15 protein-coding genes are annotated in these 13365 nt (G+C 62.1%); 9 read left to right on the top strand and 6 right to left on the bottom strand.

Features of this window, described 5'->3' with window-relative positions:
- Nucleotides 1-8: 8 nt before the first annotated feature.
- The gene (locus USDA257_RS04375; RefSeq protein ID WP_014761674.1) at nt 9-599 is read left to right on the top strand and encodes a glutathione S-transferase; all 591 of its coding nucleotides are present in this window, start codon (nt 9-11) and stop codon (nt 597-599) included.
- A 72-nt stretch (nt 600-671) separates the two neighbouring features.
- Here the strand turns inward: USDA257_RS04375 and USDA257_RS04370 are convergent, their stop codons facing one another.
- Nucleotides 672-1310, bottom strand: coding sequence for an outer membrane protein (locus USDA257_RS04370; RefSeq protein ID WP_014761673.1), 639 nt, complete (start codon nt 1308-1310; stop codon nt 672-674).
- A 369-nt stretch (nt 1311-1679) separates the two neighbouring features.
- Here USDA257_RS04370 and USDA257_RS04365 point away from each other — a divergent pair, with 369 nt between their 5' ends.
- The 5 genes from USDA257_RS04365 to USDA257_RS04345 all read left to right on the top strand — a co-directional run bounded on the left by USDA257_RS04365 (nt 1680) and on the right by USDA257_RS04345 (nt 6005).
- The gene (locus USDA257_RS04365; protein WP_014761672.1) at nt 1680-2444 is read left to right on the top strand and encodes an SDR family oxidoreductase; all 765 of its coding nucleotides are present in this window, start codon (nt 1680-1682) and stop codon (nt 2442-2444) included.
- Complete coding sequence (uvrC, locus tag USDA257_RS04360; RefSeq protein WP_014761671.1) at nt 2441-4462, top strand: excinuclease ABC subunit UvrC; 2022 nt, start codon at nt 2441-2443, stop codon at nt 4460-4462. The genes USDA257_RS04365 and uvrC overlap by 4 nt, the downstream gene beginning before the upstream one ends.
- 229 nt (nt 4463-4691) lie before the next feature.
- Nucleotides 4692-5279 (top strand): CDP-diacylglycerol--glycerol-3-phosphate 3-phosphatidyltransferase, encoded by a 588-nt coding sequence (pgsA, locus tag USDA257_RS04355; RefSeq protein WP_041413910.1) that lies wholly within the window; start codon nt 4692-4694, stop codon nt 5277-5279.
- The gene (moaD, locus tag USDA257_RS04350; protein WP_014761669.1) at nt 5276-5536 is read left to right on the top strand and encodes a molybdopterin converting factor subunit 1; all 261 of its coding nucleotides are present in this window, start codon (nt 5276-5278) and stop codon (nt 5534-5536) included. Before pgsA ends, moaD begins: the two co-directional genes overlap by 4 nt.
- 4 nt (nt 5537-5540) lie before the next feature.
- A complete protein-coding gene (locus tag USDA257_RS04345) occupies nt 5541-6005 on the top strand; it encodes a molybdenum cofactor biosynthesis protein MoaE (protein WP_014761668.1) in 465 nt (154 codons plus the stop codon).
- Between the two features lie 2 nt (nt 6006-6007).
- On the opposite strand, the gene USDA257_RS04340 is transcribed toward USDA257_RS04345, so the two are convergent.
- Entirely contained in the window at nt 6008-6904 is an 897-nt protein-coding gene (locus USDA257_RS04340; RefSeq protein WP_014761667.1) for a branched-chain amino acid ABC transporter permease, read from the bottom strand.
- 159 nt (nt 6905-7063) lie between these two features.
- Between USDA257_RS04340 and USDA257_RS04335 the strand changes: the two genes are divergently transcribed.
- Both USDA257_RS04335 and USDA257_RS04330 read left to right on the top strand, forming a co-directional pair.
- A complete protein-coding gene (locus tag USDA257_RS04335) occupies nt 7064-7624 on the top strand; it encodes a CGNR zinc finger domain-containing protein (protein ID WP_014761666.1) in 561 nt (186 codons plus the stop codon).
- Nucleotides 7621-8124 (top strand): hypothetical protein, encoded by a 504-nt coding sequence (locus USDA257_RS04330; protein WP_014761665.1) that lies wholly within the window; start codon nt 7621-7623, stop codon nt 8122-8124. Before USDA257_RS04335 ends, USDA257_RS04330 begins: the two co-directional genes overlap by 4 nt.
- 133 nt (nt 8125-8257) lie before the next feature.
- On the opposite strand, the gene ndk is transcribed toward USDA257_RS04330, so the two are convergent.
- Complete coding sequence (gene ndk, locus USDA257_RS04325) at nt 8258-8680, bottom strand: nucleoside-diphosphate kinase (protein ID WP_012707487.1); 423 nt, start codon at nt 8678-8680, stop codon at nt 8258-8260.
- Between the two features lie 120 nt (nt 8681-8800).
- The gene (locus tag USDA257_RS04320; RefSeq protein WP_041413909.1) at nt 8801-9490 is read right to left on the bottom strand and encodes a glutathione S-transferase family protein; all 690 of its coding nucleotides are present in this window, start codon (nt 9488-9490) and stop codon (nt 8801-8803) included.
- Between the two features lie 138 nt (nt 9491-9628).
- On the opposite strand from USDA257_RS04320, the gene USDA257_RS04315 reads away from it, so the two are divergent.
- The gene (locus tag USDA257_RS04315) at nt 9629-10141 is read left to right on the top strand and encodes a DinB family protein (RefSeq protein WP_014761663.1); all 513 of its coding nucleotides are present in this window, start codon (nt 9629-9631) and stop codon (nt 10139-10141) included.
- On the opposite strand, the gene USDA257_RS04310 is transcribed toward USDA257_RS04315, so the two are convergent.
- The gene (locus USDA257_RS04310; RefSeq protein ID WP_041413908.1) at nt 10082-12745 is read right to left on the bottom strand and encodes an AMP-binding protein; all 2664 of its coding nucleotides are present in this window, start codon (nt 12743-12745) and stop codon (nt 10082-10084) included. The genes USDA257_RS04315 and USDA257_RS04310 overlap by 60 nt on opposite strands.
- A gap of 212 nt (nt 12746-12957) precedes the next feature.
- Entirely contained in the window at nt 12958-13236 is a 279-nt protein-coding gene (locus USDA257_RS04305; protein ID WP_014761661.1) for a hypothetical protein, read from the bottom strand.
- Nucleotides 13237-13365: the final 129 nt, after the last annotated feature.

Below are 13365 nucleotides of genomic sequence, written 5' to 3'. Positions count from 1 at the left end.
GAAAACGAATGAAGATACTCTACTCGCCCGCCTCGCCCTATTCCAACAAGGTCCGGATGGCCGCCCATCATGTCGGCATCGCCGCGGAAAGCGTTTTGACGGATACCAACGCCAGTCCGCCGGAACTGATCGACAACAACCCGCTGGGGAAAATCCCGACACTGATCACTGCCGATGGCCAGTCGATCTACGACAGCCGGGCGATCATGCATTTCCTTGACCGCGAGACCAAGGGCAAGCTCTATCCGAAGAATGCCGAGAAGCGCACCCAGCTCGAGATCTTCGAGGCGCTCTGCGACGGCATCTGCGACAGCCTCTTGGCGATCGTCTACGAAAAGCGCTTCCATCCGCCGGAAAAAGTGCATCAGCCTTGGATCGACCGGCAATGGGAAAAGGTCGAGCGGGGTCTAGACCATCTCGAAACCAATCTGCCGAAGACCGGCGGCAAACTGAATGCCGGGCATTTCGCGCTCGCCGCCATGCTGCGCTATATCGAGCTGCGCTTTACCGGCGAGTGGCAGAAGGGCCGGCCGAAGCTCAAGAACTGGCCCGCCAAGTTCGAGAAGCACTTTCCGGACTATCCGAAATTCAAGGCCTGAGAATTCAAAACGAAAGTTCAAGGCATGAAAAAGGCCGGGTCGCCCCGGCCTTTTTCGATCCATTTTGTCGGATCAGAACTTGACGCCCATACCGAGGCGGACGCTGTGCTCGTCATAGCCGGACGAGACGGTCGAGCCGCCGGTGCGGAAGTCCTTCGAGGCATAGTCCGTGTAGCGGTACTCGACGCGAGCGGTGACGTTGTCGGTGACGAAGGTTTCGGCACCGGCGCCAGCCGTCCAGCCGACGAGGGTCTTGTCGTCGGAACCTGCCGGGGTCGAGAGCTTGGCATTGCCAAGGGCGAGACCGGCGGTGCCGTATACCAGGACAGGATTCAGATCGACACCGACACGGCCGCGGACCGAGCCATTGACGCCCTGCTTGACGCGGCGACCGCTGGAGTGCGAGTCGTTGCCGGCATAGTTGACGTCGGCTTCGCCACCGTAGACCATCTGGCCGTCCTGCACGTTGTAGCCGCCGTAAAGACCACCGCCAAAGCCGGCTGACGTATTGCCGCCGGTGGCATCGGCTTCGCCGTGATGCCAATTCGCCGTGCCGCCGACATAGGCGCCGGACCAGTTCTTCACGGCCGGTTCGGTATATTCGGCAGCCGGAGCAGCCGGAACCTCGTCGACGGCGTCAGCGGCATGAGCTGCCTGCAAGGCGACCAGGGCGATGGCCGAAGCCATGAGAGTGGTGGTGAGCGTACGCATACTATTCTCCTTTCAGACCGGCGCTCCGAAGCATCTCTTTGGCGTGCTTTATCGGGACACCGGGTATCTACAATTAACCCGTCCGGTTGACCGGAAATTGGATAGAAATTGCGGATTCACAAGAGCTAAAATGTGAAATTTTAGTGGCGCAAGCACGTCCAAAATTTGATGTTGCCTTGGCGACACAGAGGATTTATTAACTATGTTTCAAGCTTAACCAAAGATATACTATAAGGATAAAAGTTAATTCAAAATACGCCGTTCGCGTTAATTTTTCCGAAATGAATCGTCCGGGGAGTTTTTCAGTCCCGCCTTTCCAGCCTATATCTTTGTCCGATCGGAACGGGATTCGCAGAACGGGAAAGAACGTTGAAAAGGACATTGAAGGCGGCGCTGGTTACAGGCGGCGCTCGGCGCATCGGCAGGGCAATAGTTGAGGACTTGGCAGCACACGGTTTTGCGGTCGCCATCCACGCGAACGGCTCGTTCGCCGAAGCCGAGGCGCTGGCGGCGAACCTTGGTGCGACGGGCGCCAAAGCCGTCGCGCTTCAAGCAGACCTCACCGATGCGAGCGCGGCGTCGGGCTTGATCGCACAGGCAACGGTAAGGCTCGGTCCCCTCGATCTCCTCGTCAACAACGCCTCGGTCTTCGACAAGGACAGTCTCGAGCAGTTCGACGAGGGGGTCTGGGAGCGGCATTTCGCCCTGCATGTCAAAGCCCCTTCACTGCTCGCCCGCGACTTCGCACGCCAGCGCCCGGCCGATATCTCCGGCCTCATCGTCAATGTCATCGATCAGCGCGTCTGGTCTCCAAATCCCCGCTTTTATTCCTATATGCTCTCCAAGTCAGCGCTCTGGACGGCAACCCAGACGATGGCGCAGGCGCTTGCCCCCGACATACGCGTCAACGGCATCGGACCGGGGCCGACGCTGCCGAACGAACGGCAGGACCGGCGTGATTTCGAGGCGCAGGTGAACGCGCTGATCCTCAGGCGCGGCCCGGCGCTAAACGAGTTCGGACGGGCGATCCGCTTTCTTTTCGACACGCCGTCGGTTACCGGGCAGATGATCGCGCTCGACGGCGGCCAGCACCTTGCCTGGGAGACGCCGGATATTCGGGAGATAGTGGAATGAACGGGCGGACGCCCACGGACGGCGGCATCCTCTACGACGGCAGCGAAACCGATGACGAGGACGATCTCGTCGAGGTCGCGGAGAGCGAACGGCCGGCGCCCGCGGTGGACTGGGCGGAAAGCAAGCCGGATGCGCAAGGGCTCACGGGCGCAGAACTGATCCAGGCCTTCGTCAAGCTGCTGCCGAACGGACCGGGCGTCTACCGGATGTTCAACGGGGCCGGCGACGTGCTCTATGTCGGCAAGGCGCGCAGCCTGAAGAAGCGTGTCGGCAACTACGCCCAGGGCCGCGGCCACTCGAACCGCATCGCGCGGATGGTGCGCGAGACGGCGAACATGGAGTTCGTGACGACGCGGACGGAGATCGAGGCGCTGCTGCTCGAAGCGAACCTGATCAAACGCCTGCGCCCCCGCTTCAACGTGCTTTTGCGCGACGACAAGTCCTTCCCCTATATCGTCGTCACCGGCGACAGCCGAGCACCCGCGCTCTACAAGCATCGCGGCGCGCGTAGCCGCAAGGGCGACTATTTCGGCCCGTTCGCCTCGGCGGGAGCCGTCGGGCGAACCATCAACTCGCTGCAACGGGCCTTTCTTCTCAGAACCTGTACCGACAGCGTCTTCGAAACGCGCACGCGCCCCTGCCTCCTTTACCAGATCAAGCGCTGTTCGGCGCCCTGCACGGGCGAGATCAGCGATCCGGACTATGCGGAACTCGTGCGCGAGGCGAAGGATTTTCTCTCCGGCAAGAGCCAGGCGGTGAAGGCAACGATCGCCGCGGCAATGGCGGAAGCATCGGAAACCCTCGACTTCGAACGGGCGGCGCTCTATCGCGACCGGCTGGCGGCGCTCAGCCATGTCCAGAGCTATCAGGGCATCAACCCGGCCGGTGTCGAGGAGGCGGACGTCTTTGCCATCCACCACGAAGGCGGTATCTCCTGCATCCAGGTGTTCTTCTTCCGCACCGGACAGAACTGGGGCAACCGCGCCTATTTCCCGAAGGCCGACCCGGCGCTCCCGGCCGCCGAAGTGCTCAGCGCCTTCCTGGCGCAGTTCTACGACGACAAGCCCTGCCCGCGGCAGATTCTCCTCTGCGAGGCGGTCGACGAGCAGGAATTGCTCGCCCAGGCGCTCAGCGAGAAGTCCGGCTACAAGGTTTCGATCCTCGTACCGCAACGCGGCGAGAAGAAGGACCTCGTCGAGCACGCGCATGCGAATGCGCGCGAAGCGCATGGCCGCAAGCTGGCGGAAACGGCCTCCCAGTCGCGCCTGCTCGAAGGTTTCGCCGAGACCTTCAAGTTGCCTTCGGTGCCGCGTCGCATCGAAATTTACGACAACTCGCACATCATGGGGACGAATGCCGTCGGCGGCATGGTCGTGGCTGGTCCGGAGGGCTTCGTCAAAGGCCAGTATCGCAAGTTCAACATCAAATCGACGGACATCACGCCGGGCGACGATTTCGGCATGATGCGCGAGGTGATGACGCGGCGCTTCTCGCGTCTCTTGAAAGAAGAAGGTAAGCCGGACCGCTCGACCGAAGCGAGCGAGGAGACGGCCTTTCCGGCCTGGCCCGACGTCATCCTCATCGACGGCGGCCAGGGCCAGATGACGGCCGTTCGGGCCATTCTCAAGGAACTCGACGTCGAGGACTGCGTGACGGCGATCGGCGTCGCCAAGGGCGTCGATCGTGACGCCGGGCGCGAGCGCTTCATCGTCCAAGGAAGGGAAAGCTTCACGCTGCCGCCGCGCGATCCCGTGCTCTATTTCATCCAGCGGCTGCGCGACGAGGCGCATCGCTTCGCGATCGGTTCGCACCGGGCGCGGCGAAAGAAGGAAATGGTGAAGAACCCGCTCGATGAAATCGCCGGCATCGGCCCGACGCGCAAACGGGCGCTTCTCACCCATTTCGGCACCGCCAAGGCGGTTTCCCGCGCCGGCATCAACGACCTGATGGCTGTCAACGGGATCTCGGAGACGGTGGCCCGCCTCGTCTACGAGCATTTTCACGAGGACGCCAAATAAATTCCCCTGGCGGCGCAATTCAGACTGCGTTCAGACGAAATCCGCCAAATATGACAGGAGTTGCGCAATGACCTGTTGACCTTGTGGTCGCAAAGTCATTCTGTACACCTGAAACCCGGAAGGCATGGAAAAGCTGGTGCTTACCCCATGCCGACCGAACGATAAAATCGCGTCGATGACCCTAGCTCGCGGGAAATGGGGGATTGTCGTGTCCAGAGAAACCGAGTCTATGCCAACGCCCATTGCCTACAGCGTTCCGAATCTGCTGACCTATTTCCGTATTCTCATCGTACCGCTGATTGTGCTGTGCTTCTTTATCGAGGGCCGGCTGCACAGTTCCGATTTCGCGCGCTGGACCGCGCTCGTCCTGTTCGTCACCGCCTCGATCACCGATTTCTTCGACGGCTATCTCGCCCGCATATGGAAGCAGACTTCCAATATCGGCCGGATGCTCGACCCGATCGCCGACAAGCTGCTGGTCGCCTCGATCCTGCTGCTCGTCGCCGCCGACGGGACGATCGCCGGCTGGTCGATCTGGGCCGCGATCATCATCCTATGCCGCGAAATCCTCGTTTCGGGTCTCCGCGAATATCTGGCCGCGCTCAAGGTCAGCGTCCCGGTGACGCGGATCGCCAAGTGGAAGACGACCATTCAGATGGTGGCGATCGCCTTTCTGCTTGCCGGTCCCGCCGGCGACAAGATCATGCCCTATATAACGGAAGCGGGTATCGTCCTTCTCTGGATCGCCGCGGCAATCACGCTCTATACCGGCTATGATTACTTCCGCGCCGGCTTGAAGCACGTGGTCAACGAATGAGCACCGTAAACCTCGTCTATTTTTCCTGGGTGCGCGAGCGCATCGGGAAGGCTGAGGAAACGCTGGAACTGCCGGCGGGTATCGTCACGATCGGCGACCTGCTGGCGCATCTGAAGACTCTCGGCGCCGAATATGAATCAGCGCTCGAACACCAGAACGTCATCCGCGCGGCGATCAACCAGGAACATGTCGATCACGGCGAGCCGATCGGCGGCGCCCGCGAGATCGCGCTTTTTCCGCCGATGACGGGCGGCTGAGGCGATGGACGCCCCGGTCACCGTGCGCGTCCAACGCGAAGATTTCGAACTTGCAGCCGAGGTCTCGGCGCTTTACCGCGGGCGGACGGACATCGGTGCGGTGGTCACCTTTTCGGGCCTCTGCCGCGACGAGCAAGGCGCCCTCGACGCGCTCGAACTCGAACACTATCCGGGCATGGCGGAAGCCGAGATCAGCCGGATCTGCCACGAAGCGGTGCAGCGCTTCGGCCTGCAGGCTGCGACAGCCATTCACCGCTTCGGCCGCATCGAGCCCGGTGAGAACATCGTACTGGTGGTAACAGCCTCGCCGCACCGCCAGGCAGCCTTCGAGGGCGCGAATTTCATCATGGATTTTCTGAAAACCTCGGCCCCCTTCTGGAAGAAGGAGCACGGCGCCGACGGCAGCGCCGGCGAATGGGTCAGCGCCAAGGACGCCGACGACGCGGCGCGTGATCGGTGGAACCGCTAAGGTCAGGGAATGATCTTTTCCCGCCGCGTCACGACGAGGACCAGGACCAGAAAGCTGAAGATCGCGAAATCCCGCCAGAGGATCGGGCCATAGGCGCTCCATAGCGTCTCGAGCAGGCCTACGCCGGCGGCGCCGAGGGCTGCGAACAACGGCGCCGCTTGCCCGCCGATCGCGGCGATGAACAACACTTTGACGCCGAAGCTCAGGCCCATGCCGAAGTCCATATTGCCATAGTAAGAGGCGGCAAGGATCCCGCAGAAGGCGGCAATCAGCGACGCGACGCCATAGGCGAGAATGTAGACGGTCGAAGGATCGACCCCGCAGAGGGATGCCGCTTCGCGATCCTCCGAGACGGCCCGCCAATAGCGCCCCGCATAGGTATGGCTGAGCAGGAAGTGACCAGCGGTGACCAATGCGGCCATCAGTCCGGTGTTCAGCAATTGCACGACCGTCAGCGTCACGGGAAATGCCGGATCCGGCCAGAAGACGATGACGTGATTAAGGAAGGGCGGCAGCCATAGGCTTCGCGTATCGGACGCGAGCCTGGCCGCTTCCATGAGCACCAGGAGACTGCCGAGCGAGGCAACGACGACGGCATTGGCCGAGGAAAAAGCCAGCGGCCTCATCACATAGCGCCCGGCGACAAGACCCGCACCAAGCCCGAAGATCAGGGCCGCCGCGGCTCCGAGACCCAGCGCCGCCGGCAAGACCAACCACAGACGGTCCCAGCCGAAATCCGCAAAAAGCACAAACACCTGACCGGCAAAGGCGAAAAGAGCGCCATAGGTCAGGTCGGCCCGCCGCGTCACCGCAAAGGCGATAGCATAGCCGAAGGCGAGTGCCGCATAGAGCGCTGCCACTGGCACGGCGTTGGCGATCTGCTGAAGGAAATAGGCCATCACATTTCCGGTCGGTCGCGGCGATCGGGATCGAGACAATCCAAGAACGAAACCGCATCAATTTCAATTACAAAACGCAGAGGCCAACTTTCCTCTGCGGCACTAGTGACAGAAGCAATATAACTGGTAAAATGCATTTTACTAGTTAGGATTTTTCACATGAGCTTCACCTGGACCGCGCATCGATTCTCAGGCGGCGCATTGGCGCTGGATGTCGCAAATTCCGTGGTTTTGCGCTTCGACCCGACGCGCCGGATCGATCGTTTCGCCGATGGAGCGGCGATCGACAGCTTTGCCGAAGCCTTCAATCTTTACGGCGCCGAGAAGGAGCGTTTTGGCAGGCTTGGGCCGATCGGGCCTGGAAGGCGGGAGCCGCTGATCGGTCTGCGCGAGGCGACGGATCGGCATTTCCGGGCGCAGGTGCGGGCCGAAGACCGGCCGGAGCTGCTCGCCGATCTGCTCGAGGCGATCACGGCCGTCCTGCGCCAATCATCCGAACGCGGCAAATACATCGCTCTCGACGTCGCCACCGCGCATTCGGCGCTCAGCCTGGCTGCCAATCCGGAGCCCGATCGTCTGAAGATTTGCCCGAACTGCGAATGGCTGTTCCTCGACCGCAGCCGCAACAGGAGCAGGACCTGGTGTGACATGGCGGTTTGCGGCAACCGCACGAAGGCGAAACGCCACTACCGCCGCAACAAAGAGGAGATCCAGCCATGAAAAATGTCATTGCCATCGCCGTTGTCGCGGCGGCGGTACTTGCCGGCTGTCAGCGCGAGACCGGGCCGGACCCGCTGAAGCTGACCGGCAAGATGTTCGTGTTCAACTACCGGCTGGCCTATGCCACCTATACGATCACGCTCAACAAGACCGAGCCGGTCCCCGACGGCAGTATCGTCGTGGCGACCTTCGAGAATCCGGCCGGCGGCGAACCGCTGACGCTGACGCGCAAGCTCTTCCCGAAACTGGACAAGGTGGCGCTGGAGAGCCCCGACATCACCTGTGTGAAGAAGGGAAGGCCCTATGCTGTGACGATTGAAGTCAAGGGACCGGATGGTGCGACGCTGCAAAAGCTGGAAACGACGGTGATGTCCGACCTCGACCAGAGCGTCATGCCGGCGAGGCCGTTGGTCGTCGGCCCAGCCTACGACAAGAATCCGGAAGTCTTCAGGAATGGACTGGCGCCGACACATTTCGACACGGCAGCCTGCCCGACATAAAGTGCGTCATGCATGTCGTTGTCCCAATACCGCTGCACACTTTTGGCGACATGCATAAGAAAAACCGGGGCGTCTCCGCCCCGGTTTCGAAGAATCGTTTCAAGCCTTTAGGGGCCGAAGCGAAGAAGGTGAATCAGCCGACGATTTCGGTGCCCGCGAACCAGTAGGCGATTTCTTCGGCAGCCGTTTCCGGGCCATCGGATCCGTGAACCGAGTTTTCGCCGATCGACAGCGCATGGACCTTGCGGATGGTGCCTTCGTCGGCGTTGGCCGGGTTGGTGGCGCCCATCACTTCACGGTTCTTGGCAATGGCGTTTTCGCCTTCGAGAACCTGAACGATGGTCGGGCCGGAGGACATGAATTCGACCAGTTCGCCGAAGAACGGGCGTTCCTTGTGGACGGCGTAGAAGCCTTCGGCTTCGCGGCGGCTCATCCAGACGCGCTTCGATGCGACGACGCGCAGGCCGGCGTCTTCGAGCATCTTGGTGATGGCGCCGGTCAGGTTGCGCTTCGTCGCATCCGGCTTGATCATCGAAAAGGTACGTTCAATCGCCATTGGCTCAATTCCCTTGCTCTTGAGAAAGTGGCGGTTCATTAGCCGCCAATGCCACGCAAAACAAGGGGGCCGCGCAAAACAAGGGGGCGCGGCGATGATTCGCCGCTGCAGGGGAGAGTTTCACGCTGCTGTTACGGAGCGGCCGAGGCCATCGTGAAGGTCGAGGCAACGCTCGAACCAGTCCGAAACGACGTCCCCTGTGGCAAGCAGACGATGTGACGAGACGATGCGCGCCCATTGCAGGGCACCGAAAACGATGTAATCGGCAAAGAGTGGAGCGTCGCCGCCGATGAAGGGCTGGAATTTCAACATGTGGCGCAGCGGCTCGAGCTTGGCCGAGAAGGTTTCGAGATCCGCCTGCCCTGCCTCGGCGACCGCTTCGAGCGGCTTGCCGAAGCGCTTCTCGCGGCTTTGCCTGAAATAGGCCTGGTCCACCGGTTCGAGGCTGTCATGGATATCCATGATGGCGATGCGGCCAATGGCAGGATGCAGGGTCATCTGCGACCAGCCTTCGACCAAGCGGGCCATCGCCTTGCCGCCCTCGCCGCCGAACAGCGTCGGCCGCTCGGGATAGGCTTTCTCCAGATAAAGGGCGATGTCGAAGCTGTCGCTAACGAGTTTTTCGCCATCGCGAAGCAGCGGGACGATCTTCGTCACCCCTTGCTCGAGCTTCGGAATTTCGGTGAAGCCGACAGGCATCACATCGAAGTCGAGGCCCTTGTGCGCGAGCGAAAGCTTGATCTTCCACACATGCGGAGAAAAGGGGCGCGTCCGTTCGGTACCACAGAGCGCATAGAGTTTGCGGGTCATCTCACCTCCTGATCTGCATATCGCTCGACGCATAGGACGATAGGGAGCGGGTGATCAAATCAGTAATTTTCATGAGTTGCATTCGACACGCGAATATCAATCCCGGCTAGGCTGGCCGGACAGCAAGGGAGAATGTTGATGCTCGATCACTATCGGATGTTTGCCGACTACAATCGCTGGGCCAACCGGCGGCTCTACGCTGCCGCGGCGGAACTCTCCGAGGCGGAATACCGGGAGGACAGGGGCGCCTTTTTCGGCTCGCTGCACGCAACGCTGAACCATATTCTCGCGGCCGACCGGATCTGGATGAACCGGTTCACCAAGGAGGGCAAGGCACCCACGCGGCTCGATGCGATCCTCTGCGAAGACCTCGCCGCGCTGACGGCGGCGCGGGCGGCGGAAGACGAGCGCATCATCGCCTGGCTGGACAGCCTCGACGAGGCGCGTCTCAACGCGCACTTCACCTATTCGCCGCTGACCGCGCCCGACAAGATCACCCAGAGAGTCGGTCCGACGCTCGCCCATTTCTTCAACCACCAGACCCATCACCGCGGGCAGGCGCACGCGACCTTGACCGCGCTCGGGCGCCCGTCACTGACGCTGGACCTGGTTTTCTTCCTGCGGACCGAGGGAAAGAAGTGGGCGGCCTGAAGAGAGCCAGGACTTAACCCCGGCCGGCCAGTCCATCGGCAGAGCGCCGGCCCGGGCGCGCACAAGCCCTTTGAATAGCTGACGCTGCCCCGCCCAGACCATAAGCCCGAGCACGACGCCGCCAGCGATCGAGGAGAGCGAATAGGTGAGCGGCGGGAGGAACGGCTGGACTGGCGCCAGCAGGAGATCGGGCACGAAGCGGTGCAGGATGTAGATATGAAAGCCTGCCGCCGAGAGCGGCAGGACAAGTTGCACGGCCCATTGCGGCAGGCGGATGCGAGGCAGAAACAAAAGGCCCGCGAGGACGACGATCTGCAACAGGTACTTGATCTTGGTGCCGATCCAGACGCCCTCGTAAAGCCCGAGAAACAAAAAGATCCCCGTTCCGGCCACCATGACCGCGAGCCGCTGTGCCCAGTTCTGGGCCAAGGCCGCGCACCAGCCGACGACGGCCAGATGGAAGATCCAAGGCAGCGTGAAGATCTGGCGGTTACCGATTTCCCAAAGCTGCGGCATCGCCAGGCGGGCGGCAAAAGCGGCAGCAAGCAGCGCCATGCCGGCGGCAAAGGGCCGCACGGCGGCAAAGCGCCTGACGAACGGAACGGCGAACAGAGCGCCAAACACCAGCACCATCTGGCAATAGGCCTCGATGAACCAGTAGAGGTACGGCACCATGCTGTGGCGCTCGGGGTCGGCGAAACCAAAATTGCCGACAAGGAAGACGGAAGCCCAGGGCACTTCCCCCCAGGCAAGGGCGTAAGCCGCGACGATCAGATAGTAGGGGACCAGGATCTGCGTGAGCGGCCGCAGCAGCTGCCATAGCGCGCCCGACAAAAGGGCGCCGCTCTGGAACCGCGCTAGGCCGAATCCGGCGAGGATCACCATCGCCGCCGAGCCGCCCGGGATCGGCCAGAGCGTCTCGTGGTGAAGCACGACGAGCAGGATGGCCAGCGCCCGGATCAGGAAGTCGGTGCCGATCTGCGGTGTCTTGCGCTCCTGGCGAACCATGGCCGCCAAGGTATTGACCGGCATTCTCTCCCAAGCCTCGGGCACCTCGCCGAGGATTTTTTCAAGCCCGATCGACAGCTGGACGAAACGGAGCGAATCCCCGCCGAGCGACAGAAAGCTATCCTCCGGTCGAACCTTCTGCGGGTAGAATAACTGCTCGAACAGGACTTCCACGCCTTCTGCCCGCGAAGGACCGCCGGTGCCCCGGCTCTTCTGGCGGAGCGCTTCGTAATCGACCTTGCCGGATGCCAGGCGCGGCAGCGCGTCGATGCGCGTCGCCCGTACCTGCAGCAACGTCAATCCGCTTGCGGAGACGAGGAGCCGACGGACGTCAGCCGGATCGCGTTCTCCCACGAAATAGGCATGGATTTCGACATCGCTGCCAATGACGGCGGCGGCGATATCGTGCCGCTCGAGAGCCGCTTCGAGACCGTCATGCCCGATTCGCAGCCCGGCGATCTTCGATATCCGCTTCGTCCGCCCTACGATGCGGAACAACCCGTCGGCATCGCGCACCGCCAGGTCGCCGGTCCGCAATACGGAGAGCGCGGCACCCTCGGCGAGGTCGGCGCGCGACAGGGCATAGCCCATCATCACGTTCGGCCCGCGATAGATGAGTTCGCCGGGTTGCTCCGGACCGGTGATCAGACGCCCGCTTTCGTCCTCGATCCTCAGGCTGCCGCCCGGTATAGCGACCCCGATCCGGTCTTCCCGGCCGCTCAGGCGATCCGGAGGCACGTAGGCCATACGCGCGGTCGCCTCCGTCTGGCCGTACATCACGAAAAAGGATGCGCCGCGTGCGGTGAGATGTTCGTTGTAAAGGTGGACCTTTTCGGGCGGCAGGCGTCCGCCAGCGACGGTCATGAACCGCAGGTGCGGAAACGCCCGCTCGCGGAAGCCCACCTTTTCGAGAAGGTCGTAGGAATAGGGAACGCCGGAAAGATTGGTGCAGCCGCTCTCGGCGAGACCGTCGAGAAAGCCCTCGTCCAGGATAGATCTGCCGGGCAGATAGACGCTTGCCCCGACCGAAAGGTGCGCGTTCAGGACCGAAAGGCCATAGGAATAGTGCAGCGGCAGGATGAGGCAGGTCCGATCCGCGGCCGTAAGGCCGAGATAATCAGCGATGGCACCTGCATTGGCCTCGATATTCGTTCTCGACAGCCGGACATATTTCCCCTGTCCGGTGCTGCCGGAGGTCGAGAGCAGGACGGCAAGATCGGGATGGGGGACCACAGGGTCTCCCTCCAGCCGCTCCGTGCGCCAGCGTCCGTCGATCCGGCGATGGCAGAAATCCGGCCTGAAGATCTCGCGATCCGTCTTCGCGGCGGCCGGGCCCTGCAGCGCGATGGCGTGTCCGGCGTCGAGCGCAGCAAGATAGGCGATGATCGCGTGCTCCGAGAGATCGGCCTCGAGCATCACCAGTCCGCGCTCGCGGCGCCACTCAGATGCCTGGCGATCGACGCGGGCGGCGAGCTCGCGATAGTTGACGACCCTCCCGCCGGGAAACACGAGTGCCGGCTTCTCGCCCTGAGCGGACAAGTGCGCAACACGGAACGGGAATATCGACAAATCGCCAGCGCCCAAAGCCACCTCCATTTTAGCAAGGCGGCATATTATTGCTGACTCTTGTCGTCAAGTATAAGTGCCCGACTAAAGCAGCAACCTGTGCAAGAAGGGCCGCGACAAATCGCGGCACGCACCGGTGCCCGTAACGCGTGCAAGACAAAAAGAGGCCCGGTCCCGCTGGGCGGGACCGGGCCAGGGAAAGAGCAGTCTGGGAGGACGACCCGCTCTACTGGGATTCCGACTTAGCGGCTGACGCCCTGGTAGTATTCGCCTTCTCCGCCGCGGACCGGCTTCGGCTGAACGGCGTAGTCGGAGACCGCACCGGTGGAGGTACGGTCGATGGAACCGTTGGTGCGGCGGACCGCGGCCTCGTCACCGGCCTTCGGAGCAGGTTCGGTAAACAGCGGCTTGTCGCTGATGCCTTCGTAATAGCTGCCGCCGGCAAAGGCAGCGGAAGCGCCGCCAAGAACGGCAGTGGCAACGAGGGCAGCGGCGAGAGCGGTGTGGACTGCATTTCTCATGTTCAACACTCCTGATGAGATCGTTCTCTTGAACGATGGGTAGGCCGCGACCACCTGTGATCGGATCAGTCTTTTCGAACGCGGCGGCCTTGCCGATGGCATTCGATCCGAGCCGGATGATCGGAAGAG

Source organism: Sinorhizobium fredii USDA 257 (assembly GCF_000265205.3).
Lineage (GTDB): Bacteria > Pseudomonadota > Alphaproteobacteria > Rhizobiales > Rhizobiaceae > Sinorhizobium > Sinorhizobium fredii_B.
This window is presented reverse-complemented; position numbering and strand designations above follow the sequence as displayed.

Bases quoted from the DNA above. Each gene is read 5' to 3' on its own strand.
- USDA257_RS04375 (WP_014761674.1), top strand. From the start codon at position 9: ATGAAGATACTCTACTCGCCCGCCTCGCCCTATTCCAACAAGGTCCGG.
- USDA257_RS04370 (WP_014761673.1), bottom strand. From the start codon at position 1,310: ATGCGTACGCTCACCACCACTCTCATGGCTTCGGCCATCGCCCTGGTC.
- uvrC (WP_014761671.1), top strand. From the start codon at position 2,441: ATGAACGGGCGGACGCCCACGGACGGCGGCATCCTCTACGACGGCAGC.
- pgsA (WP_041413910.1), top strand. From the start codon at position 4,692: ATGCCAACGCCCATTGCCTACAGCGTTCCGAATCTGCTGACCTATTTC.
- moaD (WP_014761669.1), top strand. From the start codon at position 5,276: ATGAGCACCGTAAACCTCGTCTATTTTTCCTGGGTGCGCGAGCGCATC.
- USDA257_RS04345 (WP_014761668.1), top strand. From the start codon at position 5,541: ATGGACGCCCCGGTCACCGTGCGCGTCCAACGCGAAGATTTCGAACTT.
- USDA257_RS04340 (WP_014761667.1), bottom strand. From the start codon at position 6,904: ATGGCCTATTTCCTTCAGCAGATCGCCAACGCCGTGCCAGTGGCAGCG.
- USDA257_RS04335 (WP_014761666.1), top strand. From the start codon at position 7,064: ATGAGCTTCACCTGGACCGCGCATCGATTCTCAGGCGGCGCATTGGCG.
- USDA257_RS04330 (WP_014761665.1), top strand. From the start codon at position 7,621: ATGAAAAATGTCATTGCCATCGCCGTTGTCGCGGCGGCGGTACTTGCC.
- ndk (WP_012707487.1), bottom strand. From the start codon at position 8,680: ATGGCGATTGAACGTACCTTTTCGATGATCAAGCCGGATGCGACGAAG.
- USDA257_RS04320 (WP_041413909.1), bottom strand. From the start codon at position 9,490: ATGACCCGCAAACTCTATGCGCTCTGTGGTACCGAACGGACGCGCCCC.
- USDA257_RS04315 (WP_014761663.1), top strand. From the start codon at position 9,629: ATGCTCGATCACTATCGGATGTTTGCCGACTACAATCGCTGGGCCAAC.
- USDA257_RS04310 (WP_041413908.1), bottom strand. From the start codon at position 12,745: ATGGAGGTGGCTTTGGGCGCTGGCGATTTGTCGATATTCCCGTTCCGT.
- USDA257_RS04305 (WP_014761661.1), bottom strand. From the start codon at position 13,236: ATGAGAAATGCAGTCCACACCGCTCTCGCCGCTGCCCTCGTTGCCACT.